The following is an 18,278-nucleotide window of genomic DNA, read 5'->3' on the forward strand; positions in this document are numbered from 1 at the left end:
AGGCGGTCGGATCACGCCGTTCCGGGTCGTCGCGGTCGTGGCCGTCGTCCTGGCGGGGCTGCTCGTCACCGGGCTGCTCCCGGTCGAGCTGGTCCGGGTCAGCTCGGTCAGCATGGCGCCCACCCTGCACGCAGGCGATCGGGTGCTGCTCGTCCACGACACCGGGGGGCTCCGGCGCGGCGACCTCGTCGCCCTCTCCGATCCGGACGGATCCGGGCTGCTGGTCAAGCGGGTCCTGGCCCTGGGCGGCGACCGGTTCGCGATCGAGGACGGGGTGGTCGTGGTCAACGGCGCCGCCGTCGTCGAGCCCTACGCCGACCAGTCCCGGATCGACGGTGTTTATGCCGGCCCGCTGCCGGTGCCCCGGGGAAGCGTGTACGTGCTGGGCGACAACCGCGGCGAGTCGGTGGACTCGCTGACGTTCGGGCCCGCGCCGGAGGACTCGGTGGTCGGTCGGGTCACGTTCCGGCTCTGGCCGTCACCGGGCCGGCTCTGACGCCTGCCGCCTGGGCAGCCGGTCAGGCGAGGTAGACCGGGACGCCGGTGTGGCGTGCGTTCACCGCGACGAGCGCGCGCGTGGCCCGCTCCACGACGATCTCCAGCGACTCCCCGATGTGCGCGTGCAGGAGCTTCTGCGCCGTCTCCAGCCGGCCTTCCACGAGCCGCTCGGCGATCTCGACGTGCTCGGCGATCGAGGTCTCGATGCGCCCGGGGATGATGAAGTCGTACATCCGGACCCGCCGGATACGTCGGCTGACGTCCACCAGCACCGCCACGAGTTCGGCGTTTCCCGAGGCTCGCAGCAGGGCCGCGTGGTACCGCTCGTCCTCGAGCACGAACTCCGCCGACGGGTCGGGCGGGGCGGCCCGCAGCCCGTACCAGTGCTCCAGCTCGGCACCCAGCACGGCCGCGTCGTGCCGGACGCCGGGGTTCTCGATGCTGCGGCTGATCCCGCGCAGCTCGACGGCGATCCGGACCTCGTAGAGGTCCCGCACCCGCGACATGCTGGGCACCACAACCGAGTAGCCGTAGTCCTCGCGCTGCACGAGGCCGTCGGCCACCAGCCGCGTCAGTGCGTCGCGTACCGGGGTGCGGGACACGCCGAACCGCTTCGACAGCTTCGGCTCGGTGAGCCGCTCCGCGGGCGGCACCCGGCCGTCGAGGAGCGCGTCACGCAGCGAGGTGTACACCTGCTCCCGCAGCGGGACGACACGCCCTGCGCCCGGGCGGCCCGAGGGGATACCTGTCAAATGACGTTCCCCCGTGGCTCAGATGGCCATCGCGGAACGGACGTCGGTGACCGAGCCGGTGCCACCCGTGCCCTCCGCCGTGACGCGCCCCGACGCGAGCACGTAGTAATGGCCCGCGGCGTCGAGGGCGAACCCGACGTGCTGCTCGACGAGCAGGACCGACAGCCCGCCCCGGCGGGTGAGGTCGAGGATCGCCTGTTCGATCTCGGCCACCACCGACGGCTGGATGCCCTCGGTCGGCTCGTCGAGGATCAGCATCCGCGGTCGTGTGATCAGCGCCCTGGCGATCGCGAGTTGCTGGCGTTGCCCTCCGGAGAGCAGGCCGGCCCTCCTGCCGAGGAGGCTGCGCAGCGCGGGGAACAGGTCGAGCGCCTCGTCGACGAGCGCCCCGCCGCCCGTCCGCCCGTCGGCGACGACCTGGAGGTTCTCCATCGTCGTCATCTGCCCGAAGGACTGCTGTCCCTGGGGGACGTACGCGAGTCCGCGCCGCACCCGCTTGTGCGGCGCCGTGCCGGTGACGTCCTCGCCGTCCAGGAGGATCCGGCCGGAGCGGGTGGGCAGCAGCCCGACGGCGGCGCGAAGCAGGGTGGTCTTCCCGGCGCCGTTGTGGCCCATCACCGCCACCACGCCGTCGGGCGGCACCTCGATCGTGACGCCGTGGATCACGGAGGTGCGGCCGTAACCGACCTCCACATCGGACATGGTGAGCACTAAACGCCCTCCCCGAGCACGGTCTCCAGCTCGGCCTTGCTTACCCGCCCCGCCGGCTGCCATCCCTCAGCGGTGTGGCGGCCGGGCCCGAGGTAGACCTCCTGCACACGCGGGTCGGCCTGCACCTGCTTGACGCTCCCCTCGGCGAGCACCGTGCCGGCGTGCAGCACGGTGACCGACGAGGCGAACGAGCGCATGAAGTCCATGTCGTGCTCGACCACCACAACCGTCCGGTCTGCGCCGATCCGCTGCAGGAGCTTTCCGGTTTGTTCCTTCTCCTCGGCGCTCATGCCGGCCACCGGCTCGTCGAGCATGAGCAGCCGGGCGTCCTGCACCAGCAGCATCCCGATCTCCAGCCACTGCTTCTGCCCGTGGGCGAGGATCCCGGCCGGGGCGTCGAGGAGATCGGTGAGCCCGATCGTCTCCAGTGTCTCCGCCACCTCGTCGGGGATGCCGCGCCTACGCCGCATCAGGGTGAGCGGGCCGCGCCGGTGGCCCGCGGCGATGTCGAGGTTCTGCAGCACCGAGAGCTCCTCGAACACCGTGGCCGTCTGGAAGGTGCGCCCCACCCCGAGCCGCGCGATGCGGTGGACCTTCCGCCCGACGAGCTCGTGCCCGGCGTAACGGGCCGACCCCGTGGCCGGAGTAAGGCCGGAGACCGCGTCGATGAGCGTGGTCTTGCCTGCCCCGTTCGGTCCGATGAGGAATCGCAGGTCGCCGGGAAGCACGGACAGGTCCACGGAGTCGACGGCGACGAACCCGTCGAAGCTCACGCTGAGGCCCGTGACCTCCAGGTAGTCGGCTTCCATCAATCCCCTCCCGTCGCGGCCGGGACCGCGGGTGTGGCGGTTACGGGCTGCGCCCGCCCTCCCGGCGTGACGCGGCGGCGCCACAGCCCGCCGAGCGAGGCGAGCCCACCCGGCAGGAACGCGATCACCAGCATGAACAGCAGGCCCTGGATGTAGGTCCAGCCCGACGGGAGCTGCTCCGAGAGCGTGCTGCCCGCCCACGCGACCGCGATGGCACCGAGCGCGGGCCCGAACAGGGTGGTACGGCCCCCGATCGCGACACCGATGAGCATCCCGATCGAGGGGACGATGCCGACGTCGTTGGGCGAGACGATGCCGACGATCGGCACGAACAGCGCACCCGCGACGCCCGCCATCAGCGCGGCGACGACGAACGCCACGGTCTTGACGGTGGCCGGGTCGTAGCCGAGGAAGCGCACCCGCTCCTCGGCGTCGCGGCAGGCGACGAGCAGCTCCCCGTAGCGGCTGACCATCAGCTGGCGGGCGATCACCAGCATCAGGAGCAGCACTGCCGCCGCGATGAAGAACAGCATCATCCGGTTCGCGGGGTCGGCGAGGGCGAACCCGAAGAACCCACGGAAGCCGGAGAGCCCGGTCGACCCGCCGGTGCCGGTCGGGTTGCCGATCAGCAGGATCGCGAAGGCTGCCGCAAGCGCCTGCGACAGGATCGCGAAGTACGCGCCGCGCACCCTCCGGCGGAATGTCGCGAGCCCCAGTATGGCGGCGAGCGCGGCGGGGAGCATCAGGATCGCCAGCAGCGTGACCATTTCGGAGCGCATCGGCTCCCACCACCAGGGCACGCCGTCCGACGAGATCAGCGCCATGAAGTCGGGCACCTTGCCCGGCCCCGCGTCGGCGAGCTTGAGGTGCATCGCCATCAGGTACGCGCCGAGGCCGAAGAACACGCCCTGGCCCAGCGTCAGCATCCCGCCGCGGCCCCAGGCGAGCCCGATTCCCACCGCCACGATGGCGAAACAGAGGTAGCGCCCGAGTTGGTCGAGCCGGAACGGCGACAGCGCGAGTGGCGCCACCACGAACAGCAGCAGCGCGCCGACGGCGAAACCGCCGAGCACCGCCCATCGGGAGGTAAGGAGCCTGCTCACGCCAGGCTCCTTGTCCGGACGGTGAATATGCCCTGCGGGCGGGCTTGGAGGAACGCGACGATCAGCGCGAACACCAGCACTTTCGCGATCGATGCCGTCGTCGAGTACTCGAGGAAGCTCTGCACGATTCCCAGCAGGAACGCGGCGATGACCGCCCCCTTGATCTGCCCGATGCCGCCGACGACCACCACCAGGAACGCGTCGACGATGTAGGACGTGCCGAGGTTGGGTGAGATCGAACCCATCAGCGTCAGGGCCACCCCGGCGACCCCGGCGAGACCGGAGCCGATGAAGAAGGTGAGCCGGTCGGTGGCGCGGGTGGAGATGCCGGCCGTCTCGGCGAGCGGCCGGTTCTGGACGGTCGCCCTGATCCGGCGGCCCAGCGGCGTGAACCGCAGCGCCGCCGCGAGCGCGACGAACGCGGCGATCGCGAGCGCCAGGATGAACAGCCGCGTCCGCGGGAAGGAGAACCCGAGGACCTCCACCGGGCCCGACAACCACGTCGGCGCGGGCACGTCGACGCCTGCGGTGCCGAACACGTCCCTGGCCAGTTGCTGCAGCACCAGCGAGACGCCCCAGGTGACCAGCAGGGTGTCGAGCGGGCGGTGGTACATGCGGCGCAGCAGCGTGGCCTCCAGTACCACCCCGAGCAGGCCACCGACGACGAACGCGATCGGCAGCGACACGAACAGCGAGAGCCCTGCCGAGCCCAGCACGTTCTGGGTGACGTAGGCGGTGTAGGCGCCGGCCATGATGAACTCGCCGTGCGCCATGTTGATCACGCCCATCTGGCCGAACGTGAGCGCCAGGCCGAGGGCGGCGAGCAGCAGAATCGAGCCTCCGGAGAGGCCGTTGAACACCTGGGTGACGATGATCTCCACGTCGGGCTCCCTTCCGGACACGCCCTCGACCTAAGGAGCGTCCTGAACAACTCCGGCCGGGAGACGTCCCGGCCGGCCAGGTGGCACGACGGTCAGCCGGACAGGCTGCCGGCCCAGGGGTAGGTCGCCAGGTACGGATCGGGCTCGATCGGGTTGCCGGAGGACCACTCGGTGTAGATCAGCCCGTCGGGGCCGATCTTGCCGATGAGCGCGGTCTTGGCGATGTGGTGGTTCTCCCCGTTCACCGTGACCGTGCCTTCCGGGGCGTCGTAGCTGACGCCGTCGGCCGCGGTGCGCACGGCGTCCACCTCGAACGACCCGGCCTTCTCGACCATGCCCTTCCACAGCCACAGCGACGTGTAGGCCGCCTCCATCGGGTCGGAGGTGACCCGGCCGGCCCCGTACTCGGCCTTGAAGGCCTGCACGAACTGCTGGTTCGTGGGCGAGTCGAGGGTTTGGTAGTAGTTCCAGGCCACCGGCTGGCCGACGATGTTGTCGACGCCGATGCCGCCGACCTCCTCCTCGGCGATCGACACGCTGACCACGGGCATCGCGGCCGGCGTGAGGCCGAGGTTCTTGTACTCCTTGAAGAAGGCCACGTTCGAGTCGCCGTTGAGGGTGTTGAACACCGCGTCGGCCCCGGCGTCGCGGACCTTGGCGACGATCGTGGCGAAGTCGGTATGGCCCAGCGGGGCGTACTCCTCGCCGCGGATCTCCATGCCGTTGGCCGCCGCGTACGCCTTGATGATCTTGTTGGCGGTCTGCGGGAAGACGTAGTCGCTGCCGACCAGGAACAGGCTCGTCGCGCCCTGCTGCTTGAGGTAGTCGAGCGCCGGGATGATCTGCTGGTTGGTGGTCGCGCCGGTGTAGAAGATGTTCTTCGACGCCTCTAGTCCCTCGTACTGCACCGGGTAGAAGAGCAGCGCGTTGTTGCTCTCGAACACCGGCAGCATCGCCTTGCGCGACGAGGACGTCCAGCCTCCGAACACCGCGGCTACGCAGTCGCTGCGGATCAGCTTCTGCGCCTTCTCGGCGAAGATCGTCGGCTCCGACGCGCCGTCCTCCGCGACAACGGTCAACTGCTTGCCCATCACCCCGCCCGCGGCGTTGATCTGCTGGGCGGCGAGCGACAGCGAGTCGAACACCGTGTTCTCGCTGATCGCCATCGTGCCCGAGCGCGAGTTCAGGAAGCCGATCTTCACCTCGCTGCCCGACGTGTCCACACAGGACGCCGCGGCAGGCGCCCCGGCGCCCCCGGAGTCACCGACGCGCGCTCCGCACGCGGTGAGGGCGAGGCAGCTGGCCAGGAGCGCCACGGCAGCGGCCCTCCGACTGGCACGAACAGGACTCATCACGAATGCCTTCCACGTCGTCGCCGACTGCGGCAGCGTCGAGGCTTTGCCCGCGCGCTCAGGCCCCGAACTGAGCAGCAAATTGGCCTCTGATCTGCTGGATACGCTCTTGTATCCACGGCGGCGTACACTATGGACAGTGTGTTTCCGGCTTCCGCGGCCCACGTAACCGTGAGGTTGCGGGCTTGCCGCGAGGCCGGTCGTCGAGTTGCCGGCCGGACCCGCCCGCCATCCCAGGCTCTGCACACAGATACGCACCGGCCGGGGTCGTGAGAAGGACATGAGAGCTGCTCAGGCAAGATCGAACAGCTCTGGTGCAACTCTGACGCCCCGCCCACGCCCAGCCGGTCGACCGTGACCATCGTGCAGCACTCGATGTCTCGGACGTAGCGGAGGAACGTGTCGGCGATCGAGGAGAACGAGGAGACGCGGGCGGCCATAACCCGATCCTCGGGCCGGGCGCCGGATCACGGAAGTACGCACCTTCGGATCACCGAGTTACCGCGGCGGAACCAGGTGCCCGGTCTCGCGGTCCCGGTCAGCAGCCGCGCAAGTCGCCACGGCCCCGGCTCGCGTCGAACGAGATGTGGACGTGGTCGAAGTGGTTGGCGGTGACGCCGCCGCGGTCCTCCATGGCCGACCAGCCGCTGCCGTAGTTGATCCGCTGCTCCCAGATCACGTACTTGATCCCGAGCTCGTCCATGTTCTTCAGCGCGCAGTTGGCGAGGGAATCACCGGTGGCGCGGTTGACCATGAAGTCGACGGCGAGTCCGCCGGGGTGGTCGGAGGTGCCCGCCCGGCCCGCGACGCCGTACATGTCCGGCTCGCCGTAGCGGCAGCCGAGAAACTGGGCGGCCGTGCGGACGTGTGACCTCACGGCGCCGAGGCCGGGCGTCTTGATTCCGCAGTCCCCGCCGACCGCGGCCCGCGCCGCGTCGGCGCGCTGCCGCGCCTCAGCCTCGGCGCGCTGCTGCGCCGCGCGCTCCTCGGCGGCGGCGCGCTCGGCGTCGATCCGCGCGATGATCTGCTCCGCGAGCTGAACGGCCTTGACGAGGTCGCTCGCGTCGACGACGTCCGGGTCCGGGTCCACCGGCTCGACGGCCGACCGGACCCGGACGCCGTCGGCTGCGGCGGCAAGCACCGCCTGGGCGGCGAGGATGTCGGTGGGCGCCGGGGCCTGCGCGGCCGGGACGACGGGTGCGTCCACCAGCGCTGCGGACGACGCTGGGGACGCCGCCCCGACCAGGGCGAAGGCGCCGCCGGTGACGGCGACGACGGCGGCACCCCGCCGTAGCGGGGTCTCGACGGACCGGTGCGCACCTGCGCCCGTGCGCCGGCGGCCGACAGCCACCGGAATCGGGCCCTGGTGCGCGCCTCGGCCCCGGGGGGAGCGATGCCGAGCCACGACCAACCTTCCGGACCGACGGCCAGGTAGGACGTCCGGCTTCGGGGAGCCGGCGAGTGGGAAGTCCCGTGTCCTGTTCGTGACCTTGCCGTCATCTATCCGAGAGGGAACGTAAGCAACCGACGGCCGGTTCGCGCGTCCTAGGCGGTTCCGATGGGACGAGAGTGCACTGAGGAGCGACGAGCGGCAGGACGGCTCGCCCGTTCGGGGGAAATCGGCTACACCGCTGCGACCAGCGGCGATGCCGGTTCAGCGACCGAACAGGCGGGCCCGTCTAGCCGGACGATGCGCCGACCGCCCCGCGTCACCCGCGTCCACGCAGATGTCCTTGACCGCGGTGATCGGCGCGTCAGTCATGGCTTGTCCCTAGGATCGATCTCCCGGCTCCCCGGGTGGGGCCGTCAGCGCTGCTCCCGGTACCGCACAACGCGCCCGTTCAGCGGCTGCACGTCACGCGAGTTGCCGTCCGGGAAGAAGGCCTGGTGGCGCTCGACGGTCTCCTGGGCCACCCGCACGGGCTCCTTCAGCACCAGCCACGAGACGCCCTCGGTGAACGGCGCGGTGGTGAGCGAGCCGTCGTAGCGGAAGGTGGACAGGTCGGAGGGCAATGCGGCGGCGAGGTCACCGCTCACCTCGAACTCCTCGCCGCATTCCTGCGGCATCTCGCGCAGCACGGCGTCCTGATACGTGCCGCCGCTCCCGCCGCCCGCGAGGAATAGGCCGAGCACGAGCGTCTGGCCGTCCGGGCCGCGGTGCACGAAGTGCTGCTCGATGGGGAACCGGCGGTCGTCGAGCACGTGCTCGGACTGGGAGTGGAAGTGGAACTGGAGCAGTTCGTAGCGCACGCCGTCGAGCTCGACGGCTGCCGCGCCCGCCGGGACCTCGGCCTCCACGACCTCCTCGTGGTGGCGGAGGTTGCAGCCGTTCGGGTCGTCCTGGTCCTTGCGCACGTAGTGGACGTGGACGTCGACGTGGTCGGGGTAGTCGACGACCAGCTCGGGGAGATCGGGGGCGGAGACCGCCTTGTGGGAGCGGATGTGGATCGGACTCTGGCGAGGTGTCGTCGCGAGTGCCGCAGCCCCGGTCGGCACCACCATGGCGGCCGCGACGACCGCGGGAACGCCGATCAGGAACCTTCGTCTCGTTTGCACTGTCTGTCGCCTCCATACTGTATGCACGGACTTGTCCTGAGGCGACGCTACATCGAGTGATGGGCGGAACGCGAGTGCGGGCGGCGATCACCGAACCCGGAGACCCTCAGTCGCGGATATATTCGCAGGTAGAAGCGATCAGCTACGCAGGGGGCCGAACCGCCGAAGGGCCAGTTGGTCGAGTTGCAAAGAGACGAATGGAGGTAGCTCGACAGGGCCATGTGCGCCGGGCTCGGTGACGCTCCGCAGCGGCGCCGGGGACTCACATGAACTGCGGGGCTTCGGCCCGGACGCCGCGTCCACGCGCAGCCGAGCTGACCGCCCCAGGCGAGACGCCGACCACTCGCTTGAACGCGCGGCTGAACGCGGCCTCCGACTGGTAGCCGAGCCGGCCGGCGACCTCGGCGACGGTGGCCCCGTCCTCCGTGAGCCAGGTGCGGGCCACCTGCATGCGCCAGCGCGTCACGTAGTGCATGGCGGGCTCGTCCACGAGTTCGGTGAAGCGGGCGGCGAACGCCGAGCGCGACATCGCGAGCTCGCTCGCCAGCGACGCGACCGTCCAGTCGCGGGCGGGGTCGCGGTGGATCAGGGAGATCGCGCGCCCGATCTGCCGGTCGCGCAGCGCGCCGAGCCACCCGCGCTGGGCCGCGGGGTCGAGCTCGATCCAGGCGCGCAGCGTCTGGATGACGAGAATGTCCGACAGCCGCGTGATGACGGCCTCGCCGCCCGGACGCACCTCGGCCGCCTCGGCCGCGACGAGCCGCAGCGTGCTCTGCATCCACTCCGCGTGCGGCCCCCTCGTGGGTTCGACGTGGATCACCTCGGGCAGCAGCGGGATGATGTGATGCGCGGCCGGGTGATCGAGGCGCACCGCCCCGCAGACCACGGTGGTCGGCGCGCCCCCGCCGCCGTAGCGCAGCACCGCGTACTTGTTGTGGAACTCGTGGTCGATGCTCAGCACGTCGGGCGCGACCGTGCCAGGCGCGCTGCGCAGGGTGTGGCCCTGGCCGTGCGTGACGAGCGCGAGGTCACCGGGCTGCAGCACCCGCGGCTCGTCCCCCGCCACCTCCAGAAGGAGGCGGCCCACGGTGACGATGTGGAACCAGAGGCAGTCCGGCCAGTCCGGCATGGTCAGTCCCCACGGCGCCGTCAGCTCGGAACGGCAGTAGAAGCTGCCGGTCACGCGCAGGAAGTGCAGCGCCTCCCCGAGCGGGTCCTCCGAGTCGAGCGGGTTGAAGTCCATCATGGCTCCGAGTGTGCGGCTCGCCTGCCAGCCCGTCCATGACTCCTGGACGAATGAGCAAGAAACCGCGATATGCGGGTATGGAGAGTCCGATCCGGGGCCGCCAAAGTGGACGCCAGCACAGAGAACCGAAACCACTCCAGGAGGACGAGATGATCGCAGTCATGGGTGCCACCGGCCAGGTCGGGCGGCAGATCGTGGAGAGCCTGCTCGCGCAGGGCCGGCCGGTCCGCGCCATCGGGCGCAACCCCAAGGCGCTGGCCGAGCTGGCCGAGGCCGGCGCCGAGATCGCCGCGGGCGACGCGGGCGACGCCGGCTTCCTCGCCGAGGCCTTCCGCGGCGCGGACGTGGTGCACACGCTGCAGCCCTACAACCCGGCTTCGTCCGACTTCCGCGGCGAGCAGGCGCGGCTGGGCGAGGCGATCGTCACCGCGGTGCAGAAGTCCGGCGTGCGCCGGGTCGTGGTGCTCAGCAGCCTCGGCGCGGACCTCCCGGAGGGCACGGGGTTCATCGCGGCGAGCCTGCACGCGCAGGAGCAGCGCCTCGGCCGGCTCACCGGCGTCGACCTGCTGCTGCTTCGGCCCACGCTGTTCCTCGAGAGCATCCTCGCCGGCCTGCCGTTCGTGGAGGCGATGGGGGTCAACGCCGACGCGGTCGACCCGGACGTCCCCGTGCCGATGATCGCCACCAAGGACGTCGCCGCGGCCGCCGTCGATGCGCTGCTGTCGGACGAGTGGCACGGCGTGGAGGTGCGTGAGCTGCTCGGCGCGCGCGACTACACCTACTCCGAGGCCACCCGCATCCTCGGCGCCGCGATCGGCCGGCCCGACCTGCAGTACGTCCGGCTGCCCGACGAGGACATGATCGGCGCGCTCATGGAGGCGGGTTTCTCACCGGACACCGCCGCGCTCCACGTCGAAATGGGACGAGCGCTGTCGAATGGGATCATCGTGCGGCCCGGGGGGCGCACCCCCGCGAACACGACGCCCACCCGCTTCGAGGATGTCGTGTCCGAGCTCCTCCCCACCCCTTCGGAGGCGTCGTGATCGCGAGTGTGCTACCCGTCCTGACCGTGCTCGGCATCGTGGGCAGCGGACTGATCGCCGGTGCGTTCTTCGCCTTCTCCACATCGGTGATGCCGGGCCTGGCACGGCTCCCGAAGCCCATGGGCGCGCTGGCCATGCAGGAGGCCAACCGCGCGATCCTCAACCCGTTGTTCCTCGCCGTCTTCGCCGGCACGGCGCTGGTCTGCGTGCTCGTTGCGGTTGCCGCGATCGTGACGGGAGCGAGCGGCACGATCTGGCTGGTGCTGGGCGCCGTGGTCTTCGTCGTCGGGGCGTTCATCGAGACCCTCGCGATCAACGTGCCGATGAACAACCGGCTCGACGTCTCCGACCCGGACTCGCCCGAGGGCGCCGCGATCTGGACCGAATACCTCTCCCGCTGGACGGCCTGGAACCACTTCCGGACCGTGACCGCGGCCCTCGCCACCGCGTTGCTCGCCATCGGGCTCATCTGACCGCGAGCCCAGAGATCCACGAGCGTAGGTGCGACGAAACTCGTCGCACCTACGCTCGACGTATTGTCATGCGACATGTGGCTGGTGAGCGGTGTGGACGAGGAGCACCGGTTCCGCGAGTGGAGCGAGGCCGTCGGTTACTACCGCCAGATGGTCGGCGACTGGATCGGCACCCACGGCGACACCGGCGGCGTCGCCCGTTCCCTCGACGGGCTCGCTACTGGCGAGTCCCACCAGGCGGTGTTCGCAGATCCCGAAGGCGGCACCGTGGAGTTCCGGATGGGCTGGGAGACCGCACAGGTGGGTCTGGACCACTACACCGCCTGCTGACACTCCTCTCGCGCACGACCCGACGGCCGCGCAACCGCGGCGGCCTGCTGGGATGTCGGTGATGCTCGACGTGTTCGTACTGGCCTTCGGTCTGGGCCTGGTCTTCAACGCCGCGCCGGGCGCGGTGTCCACCGAGTCGCTGCGCCGCGGTGTGCGCGGGGGTTTCCGCCCCGCGTTCGGCGTCCAAGTCGGGTCGCTCGTCGGGGACGCCACCTGGGCGGTGCTCGGACTGGCCGGGCTCGGTGCGCTGTTCGCCGTGCCCGCCCTGCGAGTGCCGCTGACCGTCGGCGGCTGCCTCCTGCTCGCGTGGCTGGGTGTATCCGGGGTGCGCGACGGCCTGCGGAGCACTGCGGGACCCGATATGGCAACCGTCGATCCGCGGGGCCGCGGCGCGCTGGGCACCGGCGTGAGCATGTCGCTGAGCAACCCGCTCAACGTCGTCTACTGGTCCGGCGCCGCGGGTGCGGTGAGCGGCGCGCTCGGGGACGACGCAACGACCGGCAGCCTGCTCGTCTTCTTCGCTGGGTTCATGGCGTCGTCGCTGCTCTGGTGCTTCGTCTGCGCGGGCGCGATCGCGTTGCTGCGCCGGGTGCTGCCGCCGCTCGCCGTACGGATCGTGGACCTGGCGTGCGGCGCCGCGCTACTCGCCTTCGCCGCGCTCCTGCTGCAGAGACTCGTCACCGACGGCTGATCACTCGGCAGGGACGGCCGTGCAGCCGGGATCGTCCGGCTGCACGGCCGAGCGGCTACGCCTTCGTGCTGTCGGAGCGCGCCCCCGTGGTCGCGACGCTCTGGCAACGAAAACTCGAACGCTTCCGCAGATGCTCTGATCCGTTTTGTTGATCACTGCGTCGGGGGCGTCTCACGCGTCCACCTCCGCGGCGAGCCGCTGCAGGTAGGTGGCGAATCGGGCGCGGTCCTCGACCTCCCAGGACGCCGTTAGCCGGGTGAACGTCTCCTGCTGCACCCGCGCGCCGCCTCGATCAGCTCGCGGCCGGACTCGGTGAGCCGCAGGACGCTGCGCCGGGCGTCGCCGCTGCCCCGCGCACGCTCGACGTATCCGCGTTCCGCCGCCGCCGCGACCAGGTTCGACGCCCTCCTGCGGCGGCTCCGCGACCGCCCGGACGTCCGGTTCGGCTCCGGGCTCGAGCACGGATGGGACCGCGAGATCAACCAGTTCACTGGAGGTCGGGCGTTTACGTCGGCGACCGCGACGGCCACAGGTACGAGTTCTTCACGGCCGTGTCCGACTGACCGCAGCTCAGTGCCGAGTGGGCGGCGTTCGTCACGGGCGTCAAGCGGCGAGTTCGCCCTCGGCTGGCAGACCCGCCGAGTACGGTGTCGGCGTGGCTGCTGACGTGCTGACCGAGGAGGACGACCCCATCGCGGGGCCGCACGCGTGCACCCGGTGCTCGGCCGAATCGCTGCTGAGCGTCGTCGGGTTCTGCGCGGCGTGCGTGGCCGACATGGGCCTGCGGCACCCCGACGAGTACCAGGCCTTCAAGACCGACGTCGCGAAGACATACGGCCGGAAGTAACCGCAAGCTAGCCGTCAAGCTAGCCGTCGCGGCGCCGTCGCCGGAGCAATCCGTAGAGGTGCTCCAGCAACACCCGCGTGTCCCTGCCCGCCGCGGCGGCGAGCCAGCGTTCGTGAATCGCGCGCTCCACAGGGTCTGTCTCGGGCTCCTCAAGTGGGCCCGAATGGCCTTCCCATGCCTTCAGCAGCATTCGAACCCCCAGGTTTCGAATGCCATCGATTGTGCAGTTCGGTCGGCGCTGCCGCGTCCGCCGCCAGGAGGCACCGCGCCTAGTCCTCCCGGACCAGCTAGCTTCGCTAGAAGGCGTAACGCAGGATCCGGCCGACGTCCCGGAAGCCGGGCAGGTGCGCCATCATCCGCATCGCCAGCCGGCCCTTCAGCGGAAGCTCGTCGTTGCCGGGGAGTGCCACGCTGCGCAGGTCGTCGAGGAGCACCAGGCCGTCGTGCGAGCTCTCCAGCGAGCGCGGGTCGCCGATTCCCCAATGCAGGGTCGCACCCGAGTTCCGCACCGCGGGCACGAGCTTCTGCAGCCGGATACCCAGCGGCCCGTAACAGTCGAAAAGCAACTGGCCGCGGGGGAACCGGGCCGTGATCCGCTGGATCAGCGCCTTCCCGTCCTCCTCACGGAGGTACATCGTCAGGCCCTCGAAGACCGCGACGGTCGGCCGGTCGGCGGGCACGGCGTCGAGCCAGCCGTCGTCGGTGACGGACGCCCCGATCGTCCGGTAGTCGGCGGCGGCGGGGGGCGGCAGGAGCCGCTCGCGCAGGGCGATGACCTCGGGGTAGTCGACGTCGACCCAGCGCACCGACGGTGCCGGGGCGAGCCGGTGCGCCCGCGTGTCGAGGCCGCACGCGAGGTGCAACACGGTGGCCTCCGGCTCGGCGGCCAGGAACTCGCTGGTCCAGTTGTCGAGCGTGCGGGCACGCAGCGCCACGCCGGCGGCCGTGCTGTCGTCGATCCCGGCCTTGCGGAAGTCGTAGTCGATGCCCTCCACGGCGCGGTCCGCCTCGACGTCGCCGAGGATGGGACGCCGGGCGCGACTGTCGATCGCCCGCGACCAGAGCGTCGCCAGCAAGGTCTCCTGCGCGCCGGTGAGGGTGATCTTCTCGCGGCTCATGATGCATAGCATGGCGACTCACTTACGGTGACCAGACACGACAGGCCGTGACCGTTCCGCTATCTTGTCCGGCGGATCCCAAATGCGCCCCGGCTCCCCGCCGGCCCCGACTCCCCGCCCGGCACGGGGCGCAGATCCGGAAGGCAGGTCGTGTCTCGGCACCGCTCCCCCGGCGGCCGGTACGCGCCCCCGCGCCCAGAGACGAGCGCGGTCGCGCTGTCCGGCGTGCGCGGCACCCAGCCGGCGCGGCACCGCGCCCTGAGCGAGTCCGCCGTACGCAACGGCATGTCGGCGGCCGCAGCGGCGGGCGGGGTGCTCGCCGTGGTGGTGCCCGCCGTCGCCGTCACTACCCCTGCCGCCGCCCCGCCCGCCGCCGAGGACGCCACCGTGCTGCGGCTCGCCGCAGAGGAGGAGGCCACCGCGAGCGCGGCGGAGGTGCAAGCGGCGACCGGGGTGCGGATGATCACGAGCATCGTGCCGGTCGCGGACATGCCGGAGCCGGACCCGCCGGAGGTCGACGTCTCCGAACTGCTGAAAGCGGTGGGCCTGGCCGACGTCGCCCGCCAGGCCGACGAGCAGCGCCTCGCCCGCGAAGCCGCGGCACGCTGCGACGCCGATCTCGACGGCCTCGGGCGCGTCAAGCCATGGGTGCGGGACGCCGCGCGCTTCTTGAGCTGCCAGTTCGACGAGCCGACGCTGATCGGGGTGAGCCGCCGCAGCCGCGACTCCGACCACCCGACGGGACTGGCGCTCGACCTCATGGTCCGCGGCGAGCGGGGCGACCGGATCGCCCAGTGCGCGCTGTCCAACCAGGAGGCGCTCGGGATCAGCTACGTGATCTGGAAGCAGCGCGTCAACTACGGCGACGGCTGGGAGCGCATGGAAGACCGCGGCAGCGCCACCGAGAACCACTTCGACCACGTGCACATCTCGTTCGAGCGTCGAGCCCCCCGCGGAATCCCCCTCGCGGAGCTCTGCGACTAGCGATCCGGCCGTGCCACACGGACTGTGAGCCACGCCGCACGCTCGGCCTGTCACGCCCGCATCGCGTCCGTCGTCCTATGGCTGACGCTCTTGAGTGTGGCTTTCCAGGCGTCCGGGGATCGCTACTCGCCGATCCGGCCTGGGCTCCCGTTGCGGCCCACGCGCCAGATGTTCACCACTGACGGGCGCGGCTGGGTGCCGGGGCCATCGGGGAAGGTGGTCTTCGGCGTCTCGGGGCTGGCGTCGTCGAGGTCGCCGGGGTGCTGCGGCGAGATGAGCACGAAGTCGGACGTGATCACCGGCCCGCAGCACTCGGCACCCGCGGGCACACTCGCGAACAGCGTGGTGCGCCCGCGCGTCTCACCCTCCAGCGAGACGCCGTACAGGCCGTCGTTGATGTTCAGCGCCAGGCCGGAGTCCGTGGAGATCCACAGGTTGCCGTGGCCGTCGAACGCGATGTTGTCCGGCGAGGTGATCGGGCTGACCTGGCTCTTGTCGTACCCGCCGAAGTAGGTGCTCGGGTCGTTGGGGTCGCCGCAGACCAGCAGGATCGACCAGCGGAAGCCGGTGGCGGTGGGGTCGTTGTCGTCCTCCACCAGCTCAAGCACGTGCCCGTGCGCGTTGTTGTTGCGCGGGTTGGCCTCGTCGGCCGGGGCGGTGCGAGTGGCACCCGCCTTGCCGCGGTCGGTGTTGTTGGTGAGCGCGATGAACACGTGACCCGAGTGCGGGTTCGCCTCGACGTCCTCGGGGCGGTCCATCTTCGTGGCGCCTGCCTTGTCGGCGGCCTGGCGCGTGAAGACGTACACCTCCTGCGCCGTCATACCGTCGACGAAGGAGCGGTCGCCCGCCGCGAGCGGGATCCACTCGCCACCGCCGTCGAACGCGCCGTCGGCAGGAAGGCGGCCGCTGCCGTCGATCTCGGCGGCCGGGCTGTCGCCGTTGAACCGCGCCACGTAGAGCGTGCCCTGCGTGAGCAGCGTGCGGTTGTGCTCGCGGGCGCGGCTGCTCTCACCCTTCATCATCTTGGCGTCGGAGACGAACTTGTAGACGTAGTCGAACCGCTCGTCGTCGCCCATGTACGCGACCGCACGCCCGTCCCGGGCGAGGCGGATGGTGGCGCCCTCGTGCTTGAACCGGCCGAGGGCCGTGTGCTTGACGGGCGTCGCGTCGGGGTCGTGCGGGTCGACCTCGACGATCCAGCCGAAGCGGTTGGGCTCGTTCGGTTCCTGCGTCATGTCGAACCGCGATTCGAGGCGCTCCCACTTGCGGTCGGATGCCTCCTCGGTGATGCCGTAGCGCTGCGCCCTCCCGGCGACGGTCGGGTCAGCGACGGCCGCGTTGGCGAAGTACTGGTTGAAGTTCTCCTCACCGGACAGGAACGTGCCCCACGGCGTGACGCCACCGGCGCAGTTGTTGAGCGTGCCGAGCACGCGGGTGCCGCTCTCGTCGGCAGAGGTCTTGAGCAGGTCCGAGCCGGCAGCTGGGCCGTCGAGCACGAACTCCGACGTCGCCGTGTAGCGGCGGTTGTACTTCTCGTCGAGCACGGCTGCCATCCGGCCGGTCTTGCGGTCACGCTCCACCACGACCACCGACAGCCCGTGCGCGGCGAGGCCGATGCGGATCTGCTCGTCGGTGGGGTCGTCCTCGTCGTAGCCGCGGAACATCAGCGGCTCGATCGTGTACTCGTGGCTCGAGAACATGAGGTAGCGCTCGCCCGAGCCACGCAGGGGCACGAGCCCGCAGAAGTCGTTGTTGTAGCCGAACTGGCCGGCCTGCGCCTCCGCGGTCTGGTTCTCGAAGTCGAACGCAGGCGCGCCGGGGACGACCGGGTCGCCCCAGCGGATCACGACGTTGTGGTCATATCCGGGAGCCAGGGTGATCGCGTCAGTGGTGTTCGCCGCGACGGGCTCATAGTTCAGCCCACGGGGGCGCCGAGCGCCGGCGGCGGCAGGTGCGACCGGGGACGCGGCCGCCTGGCCGGCGAACGCGGTGGTGGCCCCGGCGGCGATGCTCAGCACGGCGCCCGCGCGCAGCACGCCGCGGCGGCTGACGGCCCTGGCGAGGACGTCGCCGAAGTACTCGTTGTCCGAGCGGTTCGGCTCCTCGTGCGCGCACGCGTTGCCGCAGCGGTAGCGGCAGGTGAGCCCCTGCCGTCCCGCGTGTCGCTCGGTCAGCAGCGGCAACGGGACGGGGCCGGAACGGCGGTCGGCTTCATCCGGGCAGGGCTGACTCACGATCTTCCTCCTGGGGGAGCTCGGGAAACGGGGTCACCCCAAGGAGTGATGGGGTTCGGCCGGGTGGCGTCGAGATGGATCCGGGATGAACGACGCAGAAGGACCCTATGCGACAAATCACCCGCCCTCCAGATGCGCCGGCGTCGCCTCGTGACCCTTCCGGCCACCGGTCGTCCTGGTCTGCTTCATCTCCGCCTCGTAGACATGCCTTCGCCCGTCCATCGTCTTGTCGCGGACCCGCTTCTCCATCTCCTTGAACGCGGCGTAGTAGCCCTCATCGAACTCCTCGACGATCTGGAACGTCCAGCGCCCCGGCAGGACGTTGGCGCCGAGCAGTTCCTCCTCGACCTGCTGGGCCAGCTCCTCGTAACCGGCGACGCGGAGCCCCTCGACGACCTCGTCGAGCAGCAGGTCGGCACGCCCGACGAGCTGGTGGAGCGAGTAGAGGTGACCGCGGACGCGCTCGATGTACTCGAGCGCCTCCGAGAGCTTGCCGTTGGCCTCCACCAGTTCGTCGCTCGCACCGTCCGGGCGGGAGTGGGCGGCGTCGACGGAGCGGGGATCGTTCTGCACGGCGGCTGCTTCCCCAACGACCGCGCCGCCAAACCCGCCGCATCGCCCACAGCGAACACCTACCGCCAGCAGCGAAC

Annotated in this window: 19 protein-coding genes; 7 read left to right on the forward strand and 12 right to left on the reverse strand. The window is 70.8% G+C overall.

Annotated features, from left to right (window positions below):
• Positions 1-37 precede the first annotated feature (37 nt).
• Positions 38-496, forward strand: coding sequence for a signal peptidase I (gene lepB / locus ABD143_RS00335; RefSeq protein WP_343969372.1), 459 nt, complete (start codon positions 38-40; stop codon positions 494-496).
• Between the two features lie 22 nt (positions 497-518).
• Here the strand turns inward: lepB and ABD143_RS00340 are convergent, their stop codons facing one another.
• The 9 genes from ABD143_RS00340 to ABD143_RS00380 form a co-directional block, all read right to left on the reverse strand.
• Positions 519-1,250 carry a GntR family transcriptional regulator gene (locus ABD143_RS00340; RefSeq protein ID WP_343969375.1) on the reverse strand — a complete coding sequence of 244 codons (732 nt, stop codon included), beginning with the start codon at positions 1,248-1,250 and terminating at the stop codon, positions 519-521.
• An 18-nt stretch (positions 1,251-1,268) separates the two neighbouring features.
• Positions 1,269-1,952, reverse strand: a complete 684-nt coding sequence (gene urtE, locus ABD143_RS00345) for an urea ABC transporter ATP-binding subunit UrtE (RefSeq protein WP_343969378.1) — start codon at positions 1,950-1,952, stop codon at positions 1,269-1,271.
• Between the two features lie 8 nt (positions 1,953-1,960).
• Positions 1,961-2,770, reverse strand: coding sequence for an urea ABC transporter ATP-binding protein UrtD (urtD, locus tag ABD143_RS00350; protein ID WP_343969381.1), 810 nt, complete (start codon positions 2,768-2,770; stop codon positions 1,961-1,963).
• Positions 2,770-3,873 carry an urea ABC transporter permease subunit UrtC gene (gene urtC / locus ABD143_RS00355; RefSeq protein ID WP_343969384.1) on the reverse strand — a complete coding sequence of 368 codons (1,104 nt, stop codon included), beginning with the start codon at positions 3,871-3,873 and terminating at the stop codon, positions 2,770-2,772. Before urtC ends, urtD begins: the two co-directional genes overlap by 1 nt.
• On the reverse strand, positions 3,870-4,775 hold the full coding sequence (gene urtB / locus ABD143_RS00360) for an urea ABC transporter permease subunit UrtB (RefSeq protein WP_343969387.1): 906 nt from the start codon (positions 4,773-4,775) through the stop codon (positions 3,870-3,872). The genes urtC and urtB overlap by 4 nt, the downstream gene beginning before the upstream one ends.
• A gap of 71 nt (positions 4,776-4,846) precedes the next feature.
• The gene (gene urtA, locus ABD143_RS00365; protein ID WP_343969390.1) at positions 4,847-6,070 is read right to left on the reverse strand and encodes an urea ABC transporter substrate-binding protein; all 1,224 of its coding nucleotides are present in this window, start codon (positions 6,068-6,070) and stop codon (positions 4,847-4,849) included.
• Positions 6,071-6,644: 574 nt separating this feature from the next.
• Positions 6,645-7,457, reverse strand: a complete 813-nt coding sequence (locus ABD143_RS00370) for a VldE C-terminal domain-containing protein (RefSeq protein WP_343969393.1) — start codon at positions 7,455-7,457, stop codon at positions 6,645-6,647.
• A gap of 455 nt (positions 7,458-7,912) precedes the next feature.
• Positions 7,913-8,662, reverse strand: coding sequence for a carbonic anhydrase family protein (locus tag ABD143_RS00375; protein WP_343969396.1), 750 nt, complete (start codon positions 8,660-8,662; stop codon positions 7,913-7,915).
• A 262-nt stretch (positions 8,663-8,924) separates the two neighbouring features.
• Positions 8,925-9,908, reverse strand: a complete 984-nt coding sequence (locus ABD143_RS00380) for an AraC family transcriptional regulator (RefSeq protein ID WP_343969399.1) — start codon at positions 9,906-9,908, stop codon at positions 8,925-8,927.
• A 149-nt stretch (positions 9,909-10,057) separates the two neighbouring features.
• On the opposite strand from ABD143_RS00380, the gene ABD143_RS00385 reads away from it, so the two are divergent.
• The 5 genes from ABD143_RS00385 to ABD143_RS00405 all read left to right on the forward strand — a co-directional run bounded on the left by ABD143_RS00385 (position 10,058) and on the right by ABD143_RS00405 (position 13,292).
• Positions 10,058-10,951 carry an NAD(P)H-binding protein gene (locus ABD143_RS00385; RefSeq protein ID WP_343969402.1) on the forward strand — a complete coding sequence of 298 codons (894 nt, stop codon included), beginning with the start codon at positions 10,058-10,060 and terminating at the stop codon, positions 10,949-10,951.
• Complete coding sequence (locus ABD143_RS00390; RefSeq protein ID WP_343969405.1) at positions 10,948-11,424, forward strand: anthrone oxygenase family protein; 477 nt, start codon at positions 10,948-10,950, stop codon at positions 11,422-11,424. The genes ABD143_RS00385 and ABD143_RS00390 overlap by 4 nt, the downstream gene beginning before the upstream one ends.
• A 75-nt stretch (positions 11,425-11,499) precedes the next feature.
• Positions 11,500-11,754, forward strand: coding sequence for a hypothetical protein (locus tag ABD143_RS00395; RefSeq protein WP_343969408.1), 255 nt, complete (start codon positions 11,500-11,502; stop codon positions 11,752-11,754).
• 61 nt (positions 11,755-11,815) lie between these two features.
• Positions 11,816-12,445, forward strand: coding sequence for a LysE family transporter (locus tag ABD143_RS00400; protein WP_343969410.1), 630 nt, complete (start codon positions 11,816-11,818; stop codon positions 12,443-12,445).
• 655 nt (positions 12,446-13,100) lie between these two features.
• The gene (locus ABD143_RS00405) at positions 13,101-13,292 is read left to right on the forward strand and encodes a hypothetical protein (protein ID WP_343969414.1); all 192 of its coding nucleotides are present in this window, start codon (positions 13,101-13,103) and stop codon (positions 13,290-13,292) included.
• Between the two features lie 296 nt (positions 13,293-13,588).
• Here the strand turns inward: ABD143_RS00405 and ABD143_RS00410 are convergent, their stop codons facing one another.
• Entirely contained in the window at positions 13,589-14,410 is an 822-nt protein-coding gene (locus ABD143_RS00410; protein ID WP_343969417.1) for a class I SAM-dependent methyltransferase, read from the reverse strand.
• A 150-nt stretch (positions 14,411-14,560) separates the two neighbouring features.
• Here ABD143_RS00410 and ABD143_RS00415 point away from each other — a divergent pair, with 150 nt between their 5' ends.
• Positions 14,561-15,394, forward strand: a complete 834-nt coding sequence (locus tag ABD143_RS00415) for a VldE C-terminal domain-containing protein (protein ID WP_343969420.1) — start codon at positions 14,561-14,563, stop codon at positions 15,392-15,394.
• 122 nt (positions 15,395-15,516) lie between these two features.
• Here ABD143_RS00415 and ABD143_RS00420 read toward each other — a convergent pair whose 3' ends face one another.
• Positions 15,517-17,628, reverse strand: a complete 2,112-nt coding sequence (locus ABD143_RS00420; RefSeq protein ID WP_379659631.1) for a PhoX family protein — start codon at positions 17,626-17,628, stop codon at positions 15,517-15,519.
• Between the two features lie 117 nt (positions 17,629-17,745).
• Complete coding sequence (locus ABD143_RS00425; RefSeq protein WP_343969422.1) at positions 17,746-18,201, reverse strand: hypothetical protein; 456 nt, start codon at positions 18,199-18,201, stop codon at positions 17,746-17,748.
• Positions 18,202-18,278 lie beyond the last annotated feature (77 nt).

This window comes from Pseudonocardia aurantiaca (assembly GCF_039526725.1).
Lineage (GTDB): Bacteria > Actinomycetota > Actinomycetes > Mycobacteriales > Pseudonocardiaceae > Pseudonocardia > Pseudonocardia aurantiaca.

What these genes read in the sequence shown, in the direction of transcription:
- urtE (WP_343969378.1), bottom strand. Translation starts at nt 1,952, where the DNA reads ATGTCCGATGTGGAGGTCGGTTACGGCCGCACCTCCGTGATCCACGGC.
- urtD (WP_343969381.1), bottom strand. Translation starts at nt 2,770, where the DNA reads ATGGAAGCCGACTACCTGGAGGTCACGGGCCTCAGCGTGAGCTTCGAC.
- ABD143_RS00380 (WP_343969399.1), bottom strand. Translation starts at nt 9,908, where the DNA reads ATGATGGACTTCAACCCGCTCGACTCGGAGGACCCGCTCGGGGAGGCG.
- ABD143_RS00385 (WP_343969402.1), top strand. Translation starts at nt 10,058, where the DNA reads ATGATCGCAGTCATGGGTGCCACCGGCCAGGTCGGGCGGCAGATCGTG.
- ABD143_RS00395 (WP_343969408.1), top strand. Translation starts at nt 11,500, where the DNA reads ATGTGGCTGGTGAGCGGTGTGGACGAGGAGCACCGGTTCCGCGAGTGG.
- ABD143_RS00400 (WP_343969410.1), top strand. Translation starts at nt 11,816, where the DNA reads ATGCTCGACGTGTTCGTACTGGCCTTCGGTCTGGGCCTGGTCTTCAAC.
- ABD143_RS00410 (WP_343969417.1), bottom strand. Translation starts at nt 14,410, where the DNA reads ATGAGCCGCGAGAAGATCACCCTCACCGGCGCGCAGGAGACCTTGCTG.